Genomic DNA, 19,425 nt, shown 5'->3' on the forward strand with positions numbered 1-19,425 from the left:
TCCATAGCCAGATCCCGTAGCCAAGTCCAGCATGCAAGCCGCCGCGACTGCCACTGCCGTCGCGGCGGCTTTGCGTTTGCCGCGCACGTCTCGTGCCTATCCGGGCGCGGGCATGCGTGCCCGCGCAAACAATACCTTGCCTTATCGAATCATCTGATTGATTTCGATGATGGGCATCATGACGGCCAGGACGATGAGCAGCACGATTCCGCCCATGATCAATATCATCAGCGGTTCGAGCAGGGCGGTCATGGTCAAGGCCCGGCGCTCCAGTTCGCTGGACAGGGTGCGGGCCGCCCGTTCCAGCATGGCAGGCAATTCCCCGGTTCGTTCGCCGCTGCCTATCAAGTGGATCAACAGCGGCGGAAACACCTTTTGCGCCTGCAGGGCGGCTGCCAGGGGACTGCCCTCGCGGACGTTCCGGGTGGCTTCATCCACCGCGAGGCGCAATTTGTCGTTGCTCAGAGTGCGTCCAGCCGCTTCCAGCGCGCTGAGCAACGGGACGCCGCTGCTGGTCAGGATGCCCAGGGTCGCCGCATAGCGGGCGGTATTGACCCCCAGCACGTAGCGCCCGATCAGCGGCAGGCGCAAGACGCGCGCATGCCACGACAAGCGGGCGGCGGGATGGCGCAGATGCCAGCGCCACAGTGAAAACAGCGCTGCCAGGCCGACGGCGGCAATCACACCCCAGTCGCGGACAAAGCCGCTGATGGCCAGCATGGCGCGGGTCAGAAAGGGCAGCGTTTGATGCGCCTGGCTGAATGCACCCACCACCTGGGGCACGACGTAGCTCAGCAGGAAGATCACGATGGCGATGGAGACGACGGTGACGATGATGGGATAGATAAAGGCGGTCAGTATCTTGTTGCGCAGCGCACCGCGCGACTCGATGTAGTCGGCCAGCTTTTCCATGACCTGGGACAAATCGCCCGACTGCTCGCCGGCGTCGATCAGGGCGCGGTAAATGGGCGGGAAATCGCGGGGACGCGCCGCCAGCGCTTCGCCCAGGCGATGGCCCGCACGGATGTCAGCGCGCACCGAGGCCAGCGTATGGGCAACATGCTGGCGTTCGGCCTGTTCCAGCGTGGCGCTGAGGGCGGCTTCCAGAGGCAGGCGCGCGGCCAGCAGGCTGGCGAGCTGTCGGGTCAGCCAGCCCAGATCCGAGTCGCTGATGCGCGGACCTTTCAATACCTGTCCCGGCTTGCCGCGCCCTCCGCCTGCAGCCCGTACGGACAGCGGCAGCAAGCCGCGCGCGCGCAAGGCCTGGCGGGCGCTGCGTTCACTGTCCGCGTCGATCAGCCCGCGTTCCGTGCGTCCCGTGGCATTGGCGGCTTCATATTGATAGGTAGGCATATATAGGCCTCGAAGGCTGGAGCCTGCGCGGGGCTCCTTTGGGGGTTAACAGGCCCTAAACCTCGCGGGTCACGCGGGCGATTTCGTCGTCGGTGGTGATGCCTTGCTCGACCCAGCGCTTGCCGTCCTGGCGCAGGCTTTGCAGGCCGGTGCGCTGCGCGGCCTGGCGCAAGGCCTGCTCATCCGCGCCGGCGTGGATCATGCCGCGCAAGGCGTCGTCCACCGAAAACAGCTCGTGCACGCCGGTGCGGCCGCTATACCCCGTATGGCCGCAAGCGGCGCACCCGCCGGAATTCAGCGATGCCGTGCCGTCGGGCAGGCTGATCTTGCACTGTGGGCAAAGCTTGCGCACCAGCCGCTGCGCCAGAACGCCTTGCAATGTGGAAGCCAGCAAAAAGGGCTCCACGCCCATGTCGATGAGCCGGGTCACGGCGGACACCGCGTCATTGGTATGCAGCGTGGCCAGCACCAGATGACCGGTGAGCGAGGCCTGAACCGCGATCTGCGCGGTTTCCAGGTCTCGGATTTCGCCGATCATGATGACGTCGGGATCCTGGCGCAGGATGGCGCGCAGCGCCGCGGCGAATGTCAGCTCGATGCGCGAATTGACCTGCATTTGTCCTATGCCCGGCAAATCGTACTCGATAGGGTCTTCCACGGTAAGGATATTGGTGGTCGCCGCGTCGAGGCGACCCAGCGCGGCATACAAGGTCGTGGTCTTGCCGCTGCCGGTGGGGCCGGTGACCAGTACGATGCCGTGCGGCTGGTGGATCAGCGCATCCAGCTGGCGCAGCACTTCGGGGGCCATGCCCAGCCGTTCCAGTTCGAGGCGCCCGGCCTCCTTGTCGAGCAGGCGCAGCACGGCGCGCTCGCCATGGCCGGTTGGCAGGGTGGACACCCGCACGTCGATGGGGCGGCCGCCCACGCGCAGGGCGATCCGGCCGTCCTGCGGCAGGCGCTTTTCGGCGATGTCGAGGCTGGCCATGATTTTGATGCGTGACACCAGGGCATTGTGCAGGGCGCGGCGCGGACTGACGATATCGCGCAGGGTGCCGTCCACGCGATAGCGCACCACGGAGTGGTTCTCGAATACCTCGAGGTGGATGTCGCTGGCCCCGTCCCGGGCGGCCTGGGTGAACAGCGCGTTGATCATGCGGATGACGGGAGCGTCGTCGCTGGCTTCGAGCAGATCCTCGATTTCGGGGATGTCCTGCATCAGGCGATCGAGATCGATCTCGTTGGCCGCCTCGTCCACCACGGCGGCGGCATCGCCCGTTTGCGCATAGGCGGCCGCAAGCAGCGTATCGAGTTCGGAGTCGGAAACCTCCCGGTGCGCCAGATCGCCATAGCGCCGGCGAATCTCGGCCAGCGCCCAGCCGGGCGTGGTGGCAGAGCTGATCAGCACGACGCCGGCGGAGCCGGTCTGGATCAAAGCCCGGTGCGTGCGCGCCCAGGCGTAGGGAAGCCGGATGCTCATGGCTGCTTTTCGGGAACGGGCGTGCCGGGGGATGGCACGGCGGCCGGAGCGGCAGCGCCGGCAGCGGGCGCCGGCGCGGCATGCTGCGCCTCGCGCAGATCGAGCAGGCCTGTTTGCGGGTTGCGCGTGACATTGGGCAGCGGCGTCATGGCCGACGAGGGCGAGAACCAGGTGGATCTGGGCGGCAAGTGCGCCTGCGCCTCGCGCATGTAGTTGTAGCGATCCAGGGTAAGACTGGCCCCGTCCTGAGCATTGCGCACAATGTGCGGCCGCAGGAAGATCATCAGATTGGTTTTCGTGCGCTGCCGGCTGTCGTAGCGGAACAGGTTGCCCAGCAGGGGAATGTCGCCCAGCAAGGGCACCGACTTCGAGCTGTCGTTGATGGTGTCCTCGAGCAGGCCGCCCAGCACGATGATCTGCCCGTCGTCGACCAGCACATTGGTTTCCAGCGCGCGCTTGCGCGTGACCAGCGTGCTCGCGTCGCTGGTCAGGCTGCCGTCCAGGCTGCTGACCTCCTGGTAAAGCGCCAGTTTGACGGTGCCGCCTTCGGATATCTGCGGGCGGATGCGCAGGGTCAGGCCGACGTCTTCGCGGGTGATGGTCTGGAACGGGTTGCTGGCCCCGTCGGCCGTGGTCGTGTATTGCCCTGTGACGAACGGCACGGTCCTGCCGACCATGATGCTGGCTTCTTCGTTGTCCAGAGTCATGAGGTTGGGCGTGGACAGCACGTTGGCGCCGCCTTTCGACTGCAAAGCCCGGGCCAGCACGCCCAGGTTCAGCACCTGGTTGCCCAGGACGTTGACCGTGCCGTTGACCACGCCCAGGCTCAGGCCCTGGGCCAGGGCGTCGATGGTGGTGCTGGTGCCGGTGGTCAAGCCCGTGCCGCCAAGATTGGCGCCGCCGATGAAAGCGGTCTTGCCGCTGGTGATGTCGTTGCCGCCGGCCATCCATTGAATGCCGAATTCCGCGGCGTTGTCGGCATTGACCTCGACGATGAGGCTTTCAACCAGCACCTGGGCGCGGCGCTGGTCCAGTTGGTCGATGACCTCGCGCAGGCTGCGGTACAGCGGAGCAGGCGCGGAAATGATGAGCGTGTTGGTGGACGGGTCGGCCTGAACCGTGGCGCCGCCGGCCGTGAAGCCCACCGACTGCATGGAGTTGCCATCGGAACCGCCCAAAGAGCCGGTCGTCCCGCCCTTGGCGCCGGACATGCTGTTCTGCCCGGAGGACGATTTCGTGCTCGATGCCGTGTTGAGCCCTTGCAGGGCGCTGGAAGACGACGTGTTCGAAGAGCCGCTGGACAAGCCTCCCGAGAGCGTGCCGCTCAAGCCCCCGCTGTCGCCGCCGCTGCTGTTGCCAAGCTGACCGCCCTGGCTGTTCTGGCCGCCCAGCGCGCCGCGCAGGACCTGGGCCAGCTTGGTTGCCTGCGCGTTGCGCAAATACACCACGTGCAGATTGCCTTCCTGAGACTCGGGACTGTCGATTCTTTCGACGAGGTTGCGGGCCAGCTTTAGTTTTTCCGGGCTGGTGGCGCGCAGCAGGACGGAATTGGTGCGCGGATCGGCCAGCACGACGGTTTGCTGCGATGTATCGCCGCCGGTCTTGTTGTCCAGCAGTTGCGCGGCAAGCGCCGCGACGTCGAGCGCGACGCCGTACTGAATGGGGACGACGTCGGTGCTGATGGCTTTGGGCGTATCGATGCGGGCAATGACCTTGGCGATGCGATCCAGGTTGTCCGCATAGTCGGTGACGACCAGCGTGTTGTTGCCGGTATAGGCATTGATGGGGTTGTTGGGAGCGACCATCGGCCGCAATATGGGCACCAGACTTGCCGCGTTTTCGTACTTCAGTTGAAAGACCCGCGTCATGAGTTCGCCGCTGTGCTTGGCCGTGGTCTGCGCATTTTGGCTGACCGCAGACCCCTGCAGCTTGGCGTCGGCTTCGGGCACGACCCGGCTTACCCCGTCGACCTCGACCACGGCGAAGCCCTGCATGCGCAAGGCGCTGAGCAACATCGAATACGCGGTGTCCGAATCGACAGGCGCCTCCGAAACCAGCGTCAATTGGCCTTTCACGCGCGGATCCACGACAAAGTTGCGGCCGGTGAACCGCGCCATGGCGCGAACCACGCCTTGCAGGTCGGCGCTCACGAAGTTGAGCATGGTGGTGGCGCCGGACGGCTTGTTGGCGGCTTCGGAAGAGGGTGCAGGCTCTTGTTCGGCCTGCTCATGCGGCGCGGACCGGCGGCGTGGAGCAGGCTTGGGCGGGGGTGGGGTGTAGTTTTTCGAAGGCTCCTCGTGCCAGCCTTCCTGGCCGACCGAGGTGCGAACGACCAGGGGCGAGGAGCCGGCATCGGCCGTATTCTGCTTGGGAGCCGTAGCGCAGCCGGCCAGAAGCAGGGATAGCGCCAGGGTGGACAAGGCCGGGTGGAAACGATGGCTGTTGCTCACTTTGTTATGGGGATTTTTCATGACGGTATCGATAAGCCTGTTGAGATGCATTAACGAAAATGCAGAATGGTTTGATTGTTCCGCTGCGGTCCAAGAGCGGCCAACACGTCGTGCAGAGCGGCATGGATGCTTTTGCTGGCCGCCGGATCCACCTGCGCCGTCCCGTCGAACCTGGAGGCCTTGCCGTCCAGCGTTCCCACGCCGTTCAGCATCAGCGGCCCCTGGCGGGTGTCGAGCACGAGATCCACACGGTTTTTCTGCGCACCCTGTTTCAGGATCAGGGTGTAATCGCCCAGGGGGCGAACGGGTGTCAGGCTGGAAACGGCGTTGTGCCACTGCGCGTCGAGCAGCACGGTGCCGGCCGGCTGGCTGCCCGACCCAATGACGCTTGCCGGCCATTTGAACGAAAGCTCGCCGCCGGGACCGATGGCCGCGATGCGCGCATCCAGCGCGCCCAGCGCCGAGGCCGGCAGTTTCAGCGTTTGTCCCGATACCCCCACGCCCGTCCAGCCCGGCGTAAGGATGAGTGGGCCGCCCAGCCAGGGGTGGGTGACGCGCAGCCTGGGACCCGGTGCGAACGACAACTGCCAGCGCAGCGGGTCGGGCAAAGTGCGACGGTACGACGGAGCGCCAACCGCGATGGTGGCGCTGCCCGACCATAGCGTTCCGCTGGCATCGACGATTGCCAGCGGCCAGGCCTGGGGCAGCATTACCATGGCCCAGCGCGCGGGCAATACCGCCAGGGCGGCGCAGCCCGCCAGCAGCGCCAGGCCGATAAGGCGGAGAACCATGCGCCGGCTCATGGCGCACGCTCGGCGGGCTGTTGAACGACGATCCGTCCCGTGACCTGGCCCGGCCTGTCGCGCCCGTTCACGTTGGCGCGGGCCAGCTCGACAGTTCGCGTCTGCAATTGCAGCAAATAGGGCAGGCTGGCCAGCCATTGCATGACGTGCGTGGCGCTGGCGTTGGTCAGAACGATTTCCCACTGCCGCGGCCCGTTGTCCGCGCCGCCATGAACTTCCGTGAGCGCGGCGGTGTCTTCCAGGCCGGCCCGCTGCAGCGTGGCGCGCAATGCCCCGGCAAGATCGGAGGTGTCGATTTTTCCGGATTGGCTGTGCTGCAGAGCCTGGGCTTCGAGTATCAAGGCATCCACCTGCGCCGCATCGGCATGCAGGCGAGGCAGTTGTTCATGTGCCCGGGCAATGGTGCGCAGGGCGGGCTGCATGCCCAATGTCCAGACCAGGGCGGCGGCGACAACCGCTCCGCCCACCTGCAACAGCCTGCGCTCCTGGTGCGTGCGTTCGTTCCACCACGCAAGAGCCTGCTGTCGCGACGTCTCGAACTGCTGGCGCCAAACGGAAGACGGGGAGGGGCTCGGCGGCCGGCGGTAATCGCTCATTGGCGGAGCTCCTTGGCTCGCGCGGCGGCGCGCCGTATATGCCAGGTGTGCGCAACATTGTCGTCCTTTTCCAGCACAAGCGACTGCACCGCCGCCGCCTGATGCAGGGCTGCCTCGTTGGCGGGCGGCGTATAGCCTTCGGCCAGGGTCAAAGTGAGCTCTCCTTTTTCATAATGCAGCGAAGCGACATGGCCATCGGCAAACCCCAGCACGCGCGCCGCGCCCATCGCCAGAGGCATGAAGTCGTCCTCGCCGGCCGCGCCGCCCTTCAGGCGCAGCATGTCGCGCTGCTTTCTCGCCTGCATGACCGGATCGATGACGACCGGTATGGATGGAAACGCCTTGCGCACCGCCTGCTCCATGGAAACCTGGAGCGTGCGGACCTCGCCGCGCAGCTGGGCGGCATAGATTTGCAGGCCGGCCAGCCACAGCAAGGCGGCGGCGCCGCCCCACAGGGCCGCGCGGCGCCAGCGATGCACTTGCGAAGCCGGACGCCATTCGGGCCGTGCCAGGGACCAGCGAGGCAACGGGGCCCGCCAGCGGTCGTTCACGGGAAGCGCCAGCGGCAGATCGGGATGGGGATCGTTGTCGGGGATGGCCAGCGGGAAGGGGACGATGGATACAACCTTGAAGCCCGCGTCGTCCAGCTGGCGCCAGGCCTGCAGCAAGGCCTGGCGGTCCGTCCAGACCGCGCAGACATAGCCTTCGGCGTCGCGCGGACCGTGGGCGATGCACAGGCTCGACGTATCGCTGAGCGCCATGGGCTCGACGCTGGCCTCCACGGCGGCATCCAGCCGCTTCGCCGGCAACGGAGGCAACTGGACGGTCGCCACGATGGCATCGCCTGGATGCAGGACGACATGCACCTGATCGGAAGGAACCGCCTGGGCCAGCTCCGACAAGGGCAGCTCGCCGCTGCGCAGCAGTTGACCTTTGCCGTCGAACAACGCAAAAGCCGCGACGGAGCCGGGCGTTATCCGGTCGAGGGGGGGCAGGGCCAGGCGCAATGGGTTCTTCATGTCATTCCTTGATCCAGCGGATGGCGGGCGGCTGGCCGCCGTGACGATACAACAACGCCTGCATCCTCGCAACGACATCGTCCAGGGCAACCTGGCCGGTGACCTTGAACCAGTCGCTGGCTATGCCTATCTGGTTCCCAGGCACGATGTCGGGATCGTTCAGGCGATTGAAGAAATCGGCGCGGCTGGTGAACCATCGTCCTCCGTCACGCTGTACGGTCAAATCGCGGGCCCGGGCCAGGGCCAGGCCGGGAATGCTGGCGCTCAGCACTTCGGCGCTGGCCGTGTTGGCGTTGATGGTGGCGCTTTTCGGCAAAATGGCCAGGTAGGATGACAGCGTTGCGGCCATCGCGGGCGATATGCCTTCAATGCCGAGAAGATCGCCCACGCTTCTGAGCCCCGGAGCCGCCTGCCCGCCGTCCGGGCGAAGCTGGGAGTCGGCGACGCGCTGGGCGATGGGCCCGGCCAGTCCGTCCGGCACCCCCAGACTGCCAAGCAGTTTTTTCAAGGCTGCCACTTGCGCGGGCTGGACGACCCCCTGGACAGCCAGCCCTGTGAGATTGAATTTGCCCTGTTCGTCTTCGATCTGGCCTGAAAAATACGCTTTGCGCGCATCGCCCGGCGCGGTGATTTCCAGGGCCGAAATGGGCTGGTCCCAGATCGCGTTCTTGCGGGTCACGGCGTTATGGCGGGCGTCGTTGAACAGGATTACGCGCGACCAGTCCAGGCCGCCGCGCAGCAGCCACTTCGCTTGCACGCGATCCCGTTCGCCGGCCAGGGTATCGGCAAGCAGGGACTGGCGCTCCACAATCGCCGCGGTGACGACCGCCGCCGCGGCGACCACGACCAGTGCGGCGATGACCGCCATGCCCCTCTGGCGGGCAGCGCGCGGCGGCACCCGCTCCGATCTGGACGGCGGGACGCAGCGGCGAGGAAAGATGCGTGGAAACCGGCTCACGGCAGCACCACCACTTTTCTGTAGGTCTCGTCGACACCGTTGTGCTGACGCTCGATCTGGATTTCCAGGCCCGTGGCCGTCAGTTGCATGTCCATAGCCTTGATGGCCGACCACCCTCGGCCGGGCACCCAGGCGCGCACCGCGAAACCCTTTACATGCGTGAGCACGGTTTCCCCGGCCCCGGGCTCGGGCAAGGGAAGCGCTTGGGAGGCCGGCGCAACGGCGCGGCGCAGGGTATCGCCTTCCTTGCGCCATACGACCCGCTGCCATGCTCCATCGCCGGCCGAACGCACCACGATCAGCGCGGGATCGGCCCAGACGATGCCGGGGGGCAGCAGGGGGCCTGTGGAGATGGCCGAACCTGTACCGCTTGCCGTAGAGGACTCCGCCTCCGACGCGGCTTCCGTGGCGGGCGAAGCCAGGACGTCGCTTCCTGCATAACGGCTGACATCGCTTTGAATCTGCCCCAGCACTCGCACGAGAGCCAGGGTGTCGTCGGCGCTGGCGCCCAGCCTCTCGCTGGAACGCTCGACAAGATCGAGTGCGCGCCAGGAAATGACGCTGAGCAGCGCCATCAACGCCAGGGCGACCAGCACCTCGATCAGTGTGAAACCTCGCTGGCCGGCAAGCGCGCGCTTCATGGCAGCAGCGACAGCAGGCCGCTCAACTGCGCAAGCACCGGGCCCTGCTCCAGGCGCGCCCGCACAGTGACCTGCCGGAAGTTGCCGTTGACGGTGGATTGGACCTGCTGCTCGCACTCCAGTGCAAGCGGCCCCTGCGGACAGGGCACGGTTGTACGGCCCACGACCGGAAAGGCGCGCTGGAGGCGCAGCTCTGCCAGATTGTTCTCCGCAGCCTGAAGCGCCAGGCTGCGTTGCTGCATGGCGTGGGCGCCGCCGGCGCTGACGCCCAGGGCCCGTATCGAGGCGGCCAGAGCGATGCTGACGATGGCCAGGGCGATGAGCACCTCCAGCAAGGTGAAGCCGGCCTGCGTCTGCGGCGGGTTCATGGAAGCACCTCGTACTGGCCATTGCCGGATCGCACGATGCGAACGGTGTTCCGCCCGTCGTTGAGTTCGACGGCCAGGGGGCCGGATATCCATTCGGCGTTGAACACGGTCTGCCCGGCTGGATCGACCCGCACGGCAATCGCGTTATCGGATGTCCAGGAGCGTGGACGCAGCGGGCTGCCGTCGGCAAAGCGCCTGGCAAGCACGGGGCCGGATTGGCGCGCCATGCCCGCGGGCAGGAAGATGTCGCGCGAAACCCGCGCAAACCCATAGCCCCGGCTGTTGTATTCCCAGGCGACCAGGCCCGAATCCTTTCGGGCTTCGGCCTGGGCGACGGCAAACAATTGCGCCAGGCGCTGGGCGTCCTGGCGCAAGGCGCGGGCATCGCCTCCGGAAAACGCGCTGACGCTGATGGTGGACGTGGCAATGCCGATGACCACCAGAACGATCAGCACTTCCAGCAGCGAGAACCCTCTTTGCCGGCAGGATCGTGCAACAAGCCCCTGCGGCTTGTGCCGAAGGCCTGCTGGCAGCGCCCGGCTATTTGGACCAGGAACCAATGTCGGCATCGTTGCCTTCGCCTCCCGGGTGCCCGTCGGCGCCCAGCGAGAACACATCGATTTCACCGTGCACGCCCGGGTTCAGGTATTGATACGGTGTGCCCCAGGGGTCGTTGGGCAGGCGATCCATGTACGAACGACGCCCCGAGCGCTGGCCATTGGCCGGATCGTTGACCAGGGCCTTCAAGCCTTCCTCCGCGCTGGGGTAGCGGCCATTGTCCAGCCGATACAGCTTGAGCGCCTGCATGAGGGCGCCGATGTCCTGGCGCGCGGCCACGGCGCGGGCCTGGTCGGGGCGATCCATGAGATTGGGCACGATCAGCGCGGCCATGATCCCCATGATGACGACCACCACCATGATTTCGATCAGGGAAAAGCCAAGCTGGCGATGGGTGTAGGAAGGACGGGAAGAGGCGGGCGGATGGTGTTTCATGGAGAAGGGCGGTGGCAAGGGAAAAGAAGAGGCGCGAAAGGCCGCGCAACGGCGCAGCCAGGGAAATCGAATGGAAATCATTGCTGGTATTGGGAGTCTCCGACACAAAAACTGATAGGTGTCATTTTTTGGAACATTTTAAGTTAACGTACTCGCCTGAAAATGACAATGGCTGCAACCCCAATTGACAGGATTATATTGATTTGCTGTTTTTCGTCCGCCCACACTGGCCGATCGGCGCAAACAGGCCCGCATTCGATAAATTTTTGCGGTTTATCGCTTAAACCGTCATCATATCGGCTTTCCATGGTTTAACGGCGCAGGCCGTAATTCGTCGCCGCCAGCAAGGATCCATCGTCAATGAACCTTTCGCCTGCATTACCTCGTGTCGATATGCCCGCATTTGCCCGTGGCTTGGCCATCGTGGCGCTTGCCCTGGGCATAGGCGTGTGGGGAGCCCTGCTGTTTGCGCCGGCGCCGCGCGCGCTGCCGCCCATGCTCGACACCGTTACTTCGGAACAAAACACCGCCGCCGTGGCGCGCTGGTTCGGCGGCGGGGCGCTGCGCGTGCGCGTGGCCCTCATGGGGCTGATTACCAGCGACAAGGGCGGGGCGGCCCTGCTTTCCGTCAATGGCGGGACGGCTCAGGCCTATCGGGTTGGGCAGACGCTGGCGCCTGGCGTCACCCTGGCCGGCGTCACGGCCAACGCCGTCTCCATTGACCAGGATGGGGTTACCGAGCAGGTTGCCATGCCGGCCAACCCGGCAAGCGTGGTGCAAGGCTTTGTTCCTGTTAACAAGTCTGCAACCCGCCACTGATGCCTGATCTGTGGATTCCCTGGGGCATGGGGCGGGCGGGCGCCATGCTGGCGGCCGTGGCTCTTGCGCTGGTTCTGGCGGCTGTCCTGGATCGCACCGCGTATCGCTTGCCGCGTGCGCTCGATCCGCACATCTCCAACGAACGAACCCCGTTTCATCGGCACTGCCGACTGGCCTTCTGGACGGCGGGTCCAGTCCTGGCCATAGTGTGGGCCTGGCTGCTGGGGCCGACGCTTGCCGCCGCGGCGGCCATCGCCTGCACCATGGTGCTGCTGGCGCTCGCCTGGATCGATGCCGAAACCGGGCTGTTGCCGGACAGCCTGAGCCTGTCGCTGCTGTGGCTGGGCTTGCTGGTGAATCTGCAGGGCGGCTTCACGCCTCTGCCGGATGCCGTGCTGGGCGCGGTGGCGGGTTATCTGGTGCTTTGGTGTGTTTGCCGATTGTTTTTGCTGCTGACCGGCCGCATGGGCATGGGCCATGGCGACTTCAAGCTGCTGGCCGCCCTTGGCGCCTGGCTGGGATGGATGTGCCTGCCCTGGGTTTTGCTGATTTCGTCGTGCGCGGCCCTGGCCGCGGCGCTGGGGCTGCGCCTGGCTGGGCGCATGCAAAAAGGCGAGCCGGTGTTCTTCGGCCCCTATCTGGCGGGCGCGGGCATATTGGTGCTGCTGAGGCTGGCGGCGGGCTCAGCTTAGCGCCGGTGCGATATGGCGCTGAAAAGCGGGGCGCTCTTGCAGGGATTCGTACCAGCGCTGCAATTGCGGGGTAGCGGGCTTGCGCAGGCCGTCCATGCCGATGAAGCGGCGGCAAAATGCGCCCAGCACGATATCGGCAAGCGAAAAGGCTTCACCCTCGAGAAAGCTTCGGCCTTCCAAATGCGCGTCGACGATCAGCCAAAGCTTGCCGGCCGCATCGGCCGCGGCCTGCAAGGCAGCCATGTCGCGCTGTTCGACGGGCGTTCGCACCATGCCCCAGAACACGGGCTTGTCAGCCGGTTGCAAGGTGGACAACGACCAGTCCAGCCATCGATCCACGCTGGCCCGCGCCTTGGGAGCTTGCGGATAAAGGCTGCCGGAAGCGCCGTACTGCATGGCCAGATAGCGCATGATGGAATTGGATTCCCACAAAACGAAATCACCGTCCTCGATGGTGGGAATCTGCCCGTTCGGATTCATGCTCAGGTAGGCAGGCTCTTTGTTCCGGCCGAACTGCATGCCCGCGTCGATGCGTTCGTAGGGCAGGGCCAGCTCGTCGCAGCACCACAGCACTTTCTGGACATTGACGGAATTGGTGCGGCCCCAGATCTTAAGCATTTCGAATCTCTTGAAAAGTGAACAGGAACGAACGGCCTCCACGATGGATGCCGCCTGCCCGGCAACGCTTGCGGCGTCCAGGCCAATGTACTTATGATGCCATAGAGTATCGACACCACGCCAGCCATCACCAGTGACTCCCGGAACAAAAGCAACCATGCCAAATCCCTGGCTGCACGCCTTGGCCCTGGCCGCAATCTTGTTGCTCGCGCAGGTAGCGGGCAGGCCCGCGCTCCAGCTCTTGCGCTTCAGCCGCGACGGGCTGGCGGCCGGCGATTGGTGGCGCCTTCCGACGGCGCATTTCATCCACCTGGGCTGGGCCCATGCCGGCCTGAACGTTCTGGGCGTTCTGCTGTGCTGCGCCCTGGCTCCTCGGCTTTTCGACCGCTTTCTCTGGCTCAGGCTTGCCGGCCTGGCCCTGGGCCTCAGCCTGCTTCTATGGCGGTTTTCTCCGGAAGTTTCCAGCTACGCAGGCCTGTCCGGCGTGCTGTATGGCTTGTTCGCCATGGGCCTGCTTCCTCAGGCCCGGCGCGGAGACCATCCCGCGGCATTGGCGCTGGCAGCCATCGCCGCGTGGATGCTGTGGCAGTGGCTGGTTGCGCCGGCAGCATTGGAAGAACATCTGATAGGAGGGCGCATCGTCGGAGTCGCGCATATCTACGGATTTTGCCTGGGCCTGGCTTTGCTGGCCCTGCAGTCCGTCTGGCGTCGTAGAATTTTCTTTTTGGAAATATTCAGACAAATTTGATTAATAATGTTACAATTTGCGCATCACTGCCTGTCATTGGCCCGACGCCCCGACAACAATAGGACACGAACCGATGAACTCAGCCGCGCGCACGGTACTTGCTGCCGCCATTTCAACCCTTCTGATCTCTCTTGCACATGCTGCCGATGTGCCCGACCCCAAGCAGGCGGCAGCCTATATCCAATTGCACCGCGACGTCCTGATCAACTCCGACCTCTGGACGGACAAGCCGGAAATACTGGCTGCCAACCTGGGTTTCGAAGGCATCATCGGCATTCCGGGCTTGCTGAATGCCAGCGACTTGCCCCTCGCGGTGAATGCCGGGGCCGGCGTCAATCTTGACTGGGCAGCGCTCGATCCGGTTCCGCCGCTGCGCAACCTGACCAGCGGCGCCAGCGTCGTCGGCTCGGTGGTGGCGGGCTTCGGCGCCACGCCGGTGCTGGCCGACGCCATGCCCATCGAAGTCAGTTGGCCGTTGCTGCCCAGTTCGGTATCGCCCGAGAACATCGCCATTACGCTCAACACCGGTGAAATCGTCCATCCCGTCGCGGCGGCGCTCAATCCCAATTACGATCATAACGAACGCCACGTCATCGTGGTGTTCGGCGAATTCGCCAACCGGCTTTCGCCCGACACCGTAGGCGCGATTTATCCGGTAACCGTCTCGTTCGTGGCCGGATCGTCGCCGCTCATGGCGGTCGGCCCCAACGGCCCCGTATCTATCGTCGGCCTGTCGGCGCCCAGCAGCAATCCCTACGTGGCCGGGCCAGCCCTGGTCGGCGCCAAGCTCAGCCGCTTTTCGCCGGCCGGCGACTTTCCGCCGCCCGCGCTCAACGGCTCGTTTCCCAACGACGCCTACTCACTTTACGGCGACGATGCCCAATACCGGTTGCGCTTGTTCACGTCGGGCGGGTTCTCGCCGGACGGCGTCAGCGGCTTCATGTCCACCGATTTCGAAACCTTTTTCCGGCTGCACGCCAGGGATGCGAACGGCAATCCCGTTGTCCTCGACAAAGCCGGAAAGGTTTACGACCTGGGAGCGGGGAAGATCGAAATTGTGGGCCTGGCAGAAGTCGGCCCGCCTTCCGAGGGCGCTCCGCAGCGCGCCTATTACACGGAAGACCACGACAATTATTTCGATGTAATCCTGAAGGGCGGCGCCGCCGCCATACGCTTGCTGCAATCCGTGGAAATACCCACCTCCAAGGTGTCGGGCTATAGCGACATCTACAATCCTGGCGGCCCGGGGCGCAGTCCGCAGGCAGGCACCACCTACACCAAACCGGCCAATCCGCAGGTGTACCCCATCGACAAAAGCCTGGATGAGCCGCGCACCGTCAGCTATGCCAGCCAGTCGCTGGCCAGCTACGATCTCGACACCGACCTGCCAGTGGTATTTCGCCTGGCCGCGAGCGGTCGGCCGGACGTGCTGACGAGCGACTCCGAACGGGCCAACGACCTGGTGAACGGCCAGGGCTATACGCTCAAGGATGTGGAGTTCGCCAACGAAACCGACCGGCCCGGCGTCACCGCGGTAATGAGCTATGTATCCAAAAGCGGCGATCGCATCTACACACTGGATACCTCTGAACAGGCTCAGTTGGACGGCGATGCCAACTGGACAAGGGAAGGGCGCGCGTTCGGAGCCTTCAACCGCTCCTGGCCGGGGCTGTCGCCCGTATACCGCTTCTACGACCGCAGCACAGGGCGCCATGTGTTCTCCATCGACAGCGAAGCCGGCGCCAAGCTGGGCGACGCCGAGAATCAGGGCATCGCCTGGCATGCCGCGCTATTCGTGAAACCTCCCGCGCACGAAGGTGGCTCGGGCGGCGGCGCCATGGGTCTGTTCGGCCTGGCGGGCGGCTTGCTGCTTCTGGGCTATCGCCGTTTTTCGGCCGGGCGCCGTCAATGATTTAATGACCGGGATCCTAGATCAATAGGGCAACCCCATCCAGATGTCGTTATCGGATGCCTCGAAGTTAACAAATATGTAATGGTATTGTTGCCAAATTTTCGATTTCGCCATTAGTAAAGTGTGGCATGATAACTATGCCTACCGTCCGTTGCGATTTCGGGCTCTGCCCTTTTTCAGGATGGTGATAACGCTTAGCGTAACCCAGTACTAAATGGGGACATCGGTACGTCATGGCACCACACGATCACGAACATACGCATCACAGTCAACCAGACGACTTGAGCAACGGATCGACGAAAAGTGAAGACAGCCACGCTAAACCGGCAGCGGCCTCGGTGTTGAAAGATCCCGTTTGCGGTATGTCGGTGACCGAACAATCGCCTCAGGCAGTCGCTCCGGGCACGATCTATACCTGTCCGATGCATCCGGAGATTCGCCAAGATCGCCCCGGAAACTGTCCCAAGTGCGGGATGGCGCTCGAGCCGCTTATGCCCACACTGGAGGACGATAATCCTGAGCTGGCTGACTTCAGCCGCCGGTTTTGGTGGACCTTGCCTTTAACGATAATCGTCATGACGCTGGCCATGTTCGGTCACCAATTGGGCTGGTTTGGCATGACTACCCAAAGTTGGGTCGAGCTGGTGCTTTCCTTGCCAGTCGTACTCTGGGCAGGCTGGCCGTTTTTCGTACGGGGTGTGCAATCGGTCATCAACCGTAGCCCTAACATGTGGACCCTAATCGGCTTAGGAACATCGGCCGCCTTTATCTACAGTGTAGTGGCGACTGTTGCACCAGACGTTTTTCCCGACACCTTCTTGTCCATGGGACGTATCGCGGTGTATTTCGAAGCCGCAGTCGTCATTATTTCATTGACGCTTTTCGGGCAAATTCTTGAATTGAAAGCCCGCTCGCAGACGTCTGCGGCGATCAAGTCGTTGGTGGGCTTAGCCCCGAAAACGGCCCGGCGTATCCTGCCTGATGGCATTGAAGAAGATGTGCCGCTTACCCACGTGCACGAAGGCGATCGCTTGCGTGTGCGTCCGGGCGAAAAAGTGCCGGTGGACGGGACGGTTGAAGAGGGCGCGAGTTCAATTGACGAATCCATGCTTACGGGTGAGCCGCTACCGGTAAGCAAACGTGTGGGCGACAAAGTGATTGGCGCTACGATGAATACATCGGGTGCCTTGGTGATACGCGCCGAGAAAGTGGGCGCGGCCACGGTGTTGTCTCAAATTGTGCAACTGGTTGCGCAAGCGCAGCGCTCCAGGGCGCCTATGCAACGCATGGCCGATCACGTGGCAGGGTATTTTGTCATGGCGGTGGTTGCCATAGCCGTGATTACGTTTTTCGTGTGGGGATTCTGGGGACCCCAGCCCAGTTGGGTGTACGGCCTCATCAATGCCGTAGCCGTGCTGATTATTGCTTGCCCTTGCGCGCTAGGCTTGGCTACGCCCATGTCCATCATGGTCGCCACTGGCCGTGGTGCAACGCACGGCGTCTTGTTCCGAGATGCCGCTGCTATCGAGAATTTCCGCAAGGTCGATACCTTGATCGTCGATAAGACCGGAACTTTGACCGAAGGACGACCCACATTTGAGCAAGCAGTTCCCGTCCAGGGCGTTAACGTCGGCGAGGTATTGCGTCTTGCCGCCAGCCTAGATCAAGGCAGCGAGCATCCCCTGGCAGACGCCATTGTTAGTGCCGCGCGAAAGCAGGGTATTGCATTGGCCGGGGTACAAGAGTTCGAGTCTGACTCGGGGATTGGCGTTCGTGGAAAAGTTGGGAACAAACGTCTTGCGCTCGGCAATACCGCGCTGATGCAGCAAGAAGGCATCGATGTGGCGATATTGAGCGAAAAGGCCGATAGCCTGCGTGTGCAAGGCGCGAGCGTCATGTACCTTGCAGCGGATGGCGATCTATTGGGTTTACTCGCCGTGTCAGACCCCATTAAAGCCAGCACACAGGAAGCCTTGAATGAACTGAAGGCCGCCGGAATCCGCGTCATTATGGCTACCGGTGATGGTGTTTCCACAGCCAGATCCGTAGCCGAACGCCTGGGCATCGACGAATTCCATGGCGAGGTAAAACCGGCCGATAAGCTTGATCTTGTCACAAAACTTCAAAACCAAGGGCACATCGTAGCCATGGCCGGCGATGGCATTAACGACGCACCCGCACTGGCAAAAGCCGATGTGGGCATTGCCATGGGTACCGGCACGGATGTCGCCATGAACAGCGCCCAGGTCACGCTGGTCAAAGGCGATTTGCGAGGCATCTCGATTGCTCGCCATTTATCTGATGCCACCATTGCCAACATGAAACAAAACCTGGGATTTGCCTTCGTGTATAACGCGCTGGGCGTACCCTTGGCAGCAGGCGTGTTATATCCATTGACGGGGCTGTTGCTCTCACCCATGATTGCCGCGCTGGCGATGAGCTTGAGCTCAGCCTCGGTGGTGACAAATGCCTTGCGATTGCATAAATCAAAATAGCCGCTCTGGTCTGGCTAAGCTACTGCGACGCCTGCTGGGTTATTTCCTTCTGGGCGGCAAGTGCCTTCGCAGGCCAGGAACTCTTGATGTAAGCCAGCACGGCTGTAATCTCATGGTCGGTCAGTAGCTTGCCGTAGGCCGGCATATCGCTGACATACCCAGGCGGCGCTGTTATGCCAGGCACGAGTCCATTTTTAGTAATGTCAATTAAAACGGCGTCCGGATGATGCCAGGTGTGCCCAGTTACATCATGCGGAGGCGCAGGCAGCCGGCCGTTCGCTTTACGAATCCGCCAATCGGGCTGACCTTCTAGCTTGCTGCCGTGGCAGGCGGCACAGTTATTGGCATAGACTTTTTTCCCGAGCGCAACCAGGGTTTGATCCGATGGGTCGATATACGTGCGGCTGGAGTCGGTGCGTGCTCCGTACAGGAATATGCCAACACCCAGCGCCACTAAGCCAACTGCACTGACAATCATGGCCGGCCTTTTCATTACAGTTACCACTCAAGCTATCCTTTTTATTTTGCAGAAAACGTTACTGGGTTCACATTGATTCGACTGGGTTGAGCGTCCCCAACCAAGCCACTAACATTAGAATTACAACTGCCGCGCTGGTCTCAAAAATCAAGCTCTTGCGCAAGGATACGACTGCGGATGCATGGTCGCCGCGCGCTATGGCCAGCCTTAATAATAATAAGGGGCCTAGATGGTAACGGTTTACCGCAGCGAGTCCGAGCATCGCAGCGAACAGCCCAAGCTTGATCAGAAGCAGAGTGCCATAAGGGCTGGATACAAGACCAGCCAGAGTGGGTCCCACAATAAGCCAATAATTCGCAATGCCTGTTATTGCCAGAGTGGCGACAATAATTGTTCCAACTCCTGCAAACCCCGATAGTCCGTGGCTCAACAGGAGCATCCGATTGTAAGGGTCGCGCTTGGCGCCTCGTAACAACAATGCGAACGCGGCCAGAGCCCCCAGCCATGCGCCGGCGGCAAGCAGATGCGCAATGTCAGCGGCAAGATGCACATACCCGCGCATGCCTTCATCCATGGCGCCATGCCCGCTCCAACCGAGAGAGGCCAGCGCGATCGCGGCGAAAACCGTGACCAAGCAAAAGCCAGCGAGCCGCCAGCGTTTCAACAATAACAAAGAAAGCATGGCTAGAAACAGGGCTATGGCTCGTGCACCCCATGCCAGGCCTACATTGGTGCCTGTGATAATCATGTCGAATATATGCAGCCTAAGGTCAGCGAAATTCGGAACGCCACTCATGGATTTGGCAAGCACGGCCATGCTGCATGCCGATAACAGCAGGCCAATACCCGCTGCGCCAATCAGAAGCGAATCAAACTTAAGCGCGTCCTTCGCAAAGCGTTGTTCATTCCTGAAGTTATAGAGCGCGAATAACGGCAGGCCGAATAGCAGCATCAAATCGGAGTAGAGCGCAAAACGCACACCAATATGGAGCCAATCGTTCATTG

Annotated in this window: 19 protein-coding genes; 5 read left to right on the forward strand and 14 right to left on the reverse strand. The window is 63.1% G+C overall.

What is annotated here, in order from left to right:
* Positions 1-141: 141 nt before the first annotated feature.
* From gspF to gspG, 11 genes are all read right to left on the reverse strand, one after another.
* The gene (gene gspF, locus VNT00_RS15835) at positions 142-1,353 is read right to left on the reverse strand and encodes a type II secretion system inner membrane protein GspF (protein WP_325589206.1); all 1,212 of its coding nucleotides are present in this window, start codon (positions 1,351-1,353) and stop codon (positions 142-144) included.
* Between the two features lie 55 nt (positions 1,354-1,408).
* A complete protein-coding gene (gspE, locus tag VNT00_RS15840; RefSeq protein WP_325589208.1) occupies positions 1,409-2,830 on the reverse strand; it encodes a type II secretion system ATPase GspE in 1,422 nt (473 codons plus the stop codon).
* The gene (gspD, locus tag VNT00_RS15845; protein ID WP_325589210.1) at positions 2,827-5,301 is read right to left on the reverse strand and encodes a type II secretion system secretin GspD; all 2,475 of its coding nucleotides are present in this window, start codon (positions 5,299-5,301) and stop codon (positions 2,827-2,829) included. The genes gspE and gspD overlap by 4 nt, the downstream gene beginning before the upstream one ends.
* A 29-nt stretch (positions 5,302-5,330) precedes the next feature.
* Positions 5,331-6,071 (reverse strand): type II secretion system protein N, encoded by a 741-nt coding sequence (gene gspN, locus VNT00_RS15850; RefSeq protein ID WP_325589212.1) that lies wholly within the window; start codon positions 6,069-6,071, stop codon positions 5,331-5,333.
* Positions 6,072-6,079: 8 nt separating this feature from the next.
* Positions 6,080-6,679, reverse strand: a complete 600-nt coding sequence (locus tag VNT00_RS15855; protein WP_325589214.1) for a type II secretion system protein M — start codon at positions 6,677-6,679, stop codon at positions 6,080-6,082.
* Positions 6,676-7,698, reverse strand: coding sequence for a type II secretion system protein GspL (gene gspL, locus VNT00_RS15860; RefSeq protein ID WP_325589216.1), 1,023 nt, complete (start codon positions 7,696-7,698; stop codon positions 6,676-6,678). Before gspL ends, VNT00_RS15855 begins: the two co-directional genes overlap by 4 nt.
* Position 7,699: 1 nt before the next feature.
* The gene (gspK, locus tag VNT00_RS15865) at positions 7,700-8,566 is read right to left on the reverse strand and encodes a type II secretion system minor pseudopilin GspK (protein WP_325589218.1); all 867 of its coding nucleotides are present in this window, start codon (positions 8,564-8,566) and stop codon (positions 7,700-7,702) included.
* 86 nt (positions 8,567-8,652) lie between these two features.
* On the reverse strand, positions 8,653-9,297 hold the full coding sequence (locus VNT00_RS15870; RefSeq protein ID WP_325589220.1) for a prepilin-type N-terminal cleavage/methylation domain-containing protein: 645 nt from the start codon (positions 9,295-9,297) through the stop codon (positions 8,653-8,655).
* A complete protein-coding gene (gene gspI / locus VNT00_RS15875) occupies positions 9,294-9,665 on the reverse strand; it encodes a type II secretion system minor pseudopilin GspI (RefSeq protein WP_325589222.1) in 372 nt (123 codons plus the stop codon). Before gspI ends, VNT00_RS15870 begins: the two co-directional genes overlap by 4 nt.
* Positions 9,662-10,234, reverse strand: a complete 573-nt coding sequence (locus VNT00_RS15880; protein WP_325589224.1) for a prepilin-type N-terminal cleavage/methylation domain-containing protein — start codon at positions 10,232-10,234, stop codon at positions 9,662-9,664. The genes gspI and VNT00_RS15880 overlap by 4 nt, the downstream gene beginning before the upstream one ends.
* On the reverse strand, positions 10,206-10,658 hold the full coding sequence (gene gspG, locus VNT00_RS15885) for a type II secretion system major pseudopilin GspG (RefSeq protein WP_325589226.1): 453 nt from the start codon (positions 10,656-10,658) through the stop codon (positions 10,206-10,208). Before gspG ends, VNT00_RS15880 begins: the two co-directional genes overlap by 29 nt.
* A 360-nt stretch (positions 10,659-11,018) precedes the next feature.
* Between gspG and VNT00_RS15890 the strand changes: the two genes are divergently transcribed.
* Positions 11,019-11,477 (forward strand): type II secretion system protein N, encoded by a 459-nt coding sequence (locus VNT00_RS15890; protein WP_325589227.1) that lies wholly within the window; start codon positions 11,019-11,021, stop codon positions 11,475-11,477.
* On the forward strand, positions 11,477-12,169 hold the full coding sequence (locus VNT00_RS15895) for a prepilin peptidase (protein ID WP_325589228.1): 693 nt from the start codon (positions 11,477-11,479) through the stop codon (positions 12,167-12,169). The genes VNT00_RS15890 and VNT00_RS15895 overlap by 1 nt, the downstream gene beginning before the upstream one ends.
* Here the strand turns inward: VNT00_RS15895 and VNT00_RS15900 are convergent.
* Positions 12,161-12,787: a glutathione S-transferase family protein gene (locus tag VNT00_RS15900; protein WP_325589230.1), complete on the reverse strand. Its 627-nt coding sequence runs from the start codon at positions 12,785-12,787 to the stop codon at positions 12,161-12,163. The genes VNT00_RS15895 and VNT00_RS15900 overlap by 9 nt on opposite strands.
* Positions 12,788-12,944: 157 nt before the next feature.
* Here VNT00_RS15900 and rrtA point away from each other — a divergent pair, with 157 nt between their 5' ends.
* The 3 genes from rrtA to VNT00_RS15915 all read left to right on the forward strand — a co-directional run bounded on the left by rrtA (position 12,945) and on the right by VNT00_RS15915 (position 17,942).
* Positions 12,945-13,535 (forward strand): rhombosortase, encoded by a 591-nt coding sequence (rrtA, locus tag VNT00_RS15905; protein ID WP_325589232.1) that lies wholly within the window; start codon positions 12,945-12,947, stop codon positions 13,533-13,535.
* A gap of 73 nt (positions 13,536-13,608) precedes the next feature.
* Positions 13,609-15,447 (forward strand): hypothetical protein, encoded by a 1,839-nt coding sequence (locus tag VNT00_RS15910; RefSeq protein WP_325589234.1) that lies wholly within the window; start codon positions 13,609-13,611, stop codon positions 15,445-15,447.
* Positions 15,448-15,809: 362 nt separating this feature from the next.
* A complete protein-coding gene (locus VNT00_RS15915) occupies positions 15,810-17,942 on the forward strand; it encodes a copper-translocating P-type ATPase (protein ID WP_325589383.1) in 2,133 nt (710 codons plus the stop codon).
* Positions 17,943-17,961: 19 nt separating this feature from the next.
* On the opposite strand, the gene VNT00_RS15920 is transcribed toward VNT00_RS15915, so the two are convergent.
* Positions 17,962-18,420: a c-type cytochrome gene (locus VNT00_RS15920; RefSeq protein WP_325589236.1), complete on the reverse strand. Its 459-nt coding sequence runs from the start codon at positions 18,418-18,420 to the stop codon at positions 17,962-17,964.
* Between the two features lie 67 nt (positions 18,421-18,487).
* Positions 18,488-19,423: a copper homeostasis membrane protein CopD gene (gene copD / locus VNT00_RS15925; RefSeq protein ID WP_325589238.1), complete on the reverse strand. Its 936-nt coding sequence runs from the start codon at positions 19,421-19,423 to the stop codon at positions 18,488-18,490.
* Between the last annotated feature and the right edge of the window lie 2 nt (positions 19,424-19,425).

This window comes from Eoetvoesiella sp. (assembly GCF_035555955.1).
Classification (GTDB): Bacteria; Pseudomonadota; Gammaproteobacteria; order Burkholderiales; family Burkholderiaceae_B; genus Eoetvoesia.

Excerpts from the sequence above, each read along its gene's own strand:
- gspG (WP_325589226.1), bottom strand. The coding sequence starts at position 10,658 with ATGAAACACCATCCGCCCGCCTCTTCCCGTCCTTCCTACACCCATCGC.
- VNT00_RS15855 (WP_325589214.1), bottom strand. The coding sequence starts at position 6,679 with ATGAGCGATTACCGCCGGCCGCCGAGCCCCTCCCCGTCTTCCGTTTGG.
- VNT00_RS15890 (WP_325589227.1), top strand. The coding sequence starts at position 11,019 with ATGAACCTTTCGCCTGCATTACCTCGTGTCGATATGCCCGCATTTGCC.
- VNT00_RS15900 (WP_325589230.1), bottom strand. The coding sequence starts at position 12,787 with ATGCTTAAGATCTGGGGCCGCACCAATTCCGTCAATGTCCAGAAAGTG.
- gspE (WP_325589208.1), bottom strand. The coding sequence starts at position 2,830 with ATGAGCATCCGGCTTCCCTACGCCTGGGCGCGCACGCACCGGGCTTTG.
- copD (WP_325589238.1), bottom strand. The coding sequence starts at position 19,423 with ATGAACGATTGGCTCCATATTGGTGTGCGTTTTGCGCTCTACTCCGAT.
- gspL (WP_325589216.1), bottom strand. The coding sequence starts at position 7,698 with ATGAAGAACCCATTGCGCCTGGCCCTGCCCCCCCTCGACCGGATAACG.
- gspF (WP_325589206.1), bottom strand. The coding sequence starts at position 1,353 with ATGCCTACCTATCAATATGAAGCCGCCAATGCCACGGGACGCACGGAA.
- VNT00_RS15910 (WP_325589234.1), top strand. The coding sequence starts at position 13,609 with ATGAACTCAGCCGCGCGCACGGTACTTGCTGCCGCCATTTCAACCCTT.
- rrtA (WP_325589232.1), top strand. The coding sequence starts at position 12,945 with ATGCCAAATCCCTGGCTGCACGCCTTGGCCCTGGCCGCAATCTTGTTG.
- gspD (WP_325589210.1), bottom strand. The coding sequence starts at position 5,301 with ATGAAAAATCCCCATAACAAAGTGAGCAACAGCCATCGTTTCCACCCG.
- gspI (WP_325589222.1), bottom strand. The coding sequence starts at position 9,665 with ATGAACCCGCCGCAGACGCAGGCCGGCTTCACCTTGCTGGAGGTGCTC.
- VNT00_RS15920 (WP_325589236.1), bottom strand. The coding sequence starts at position 18,420 with ATGATTGTCAGTGCAGTTGGCTTAGTGGCGCTGGGTGTTGGCATATTC.
- VNT00_RS15915 (WP_325589383.1), top strand. The coding sequence starts at position 15,810 with ATGTCGGTGACCGAACAATCGCCTCAGGCAGTCGCTCCGGGCACGATC.
- gspN (WP_325589212.1), bottom strand. The coding sequence starts at position 6,071 with ATGGTTCTCCGCCTTATCGGCCTGGCGCTGCTGGCGGGCTGCGCCGCC.
- VNT00_RS15880 (WP_325589224.1), bottom strand. The coding sequence starts at position 10,234 with ATGCCGACATTGGTTCCTGGTCCAAATAGCCGGGCGCTGCCAGCAGGC.
- VNT00_RS15870 (WP_325589220.1), bottom strand. The coding sequence starts at position 9,297 with ATGAAGCGCGCGCTTGCCGGCCAGCGAGGTTTCACACTGATCGAGGTG.
- VNT00_RS15895 (WP_325589228.1), top strand. The coding sequence starts at position 11,477 with ATGCCTGATCTGTGGATTCCCTGGGGCATGGGGCGGGCGGGCGCCATG.
- gspK (WP_325589218.1), bottom strand. The coding sequence starts at position 8,566 with ATGGCGGTCATCGCCGCACTGGTCGTGGTCGCCGCGGCGGCGGTCGTC.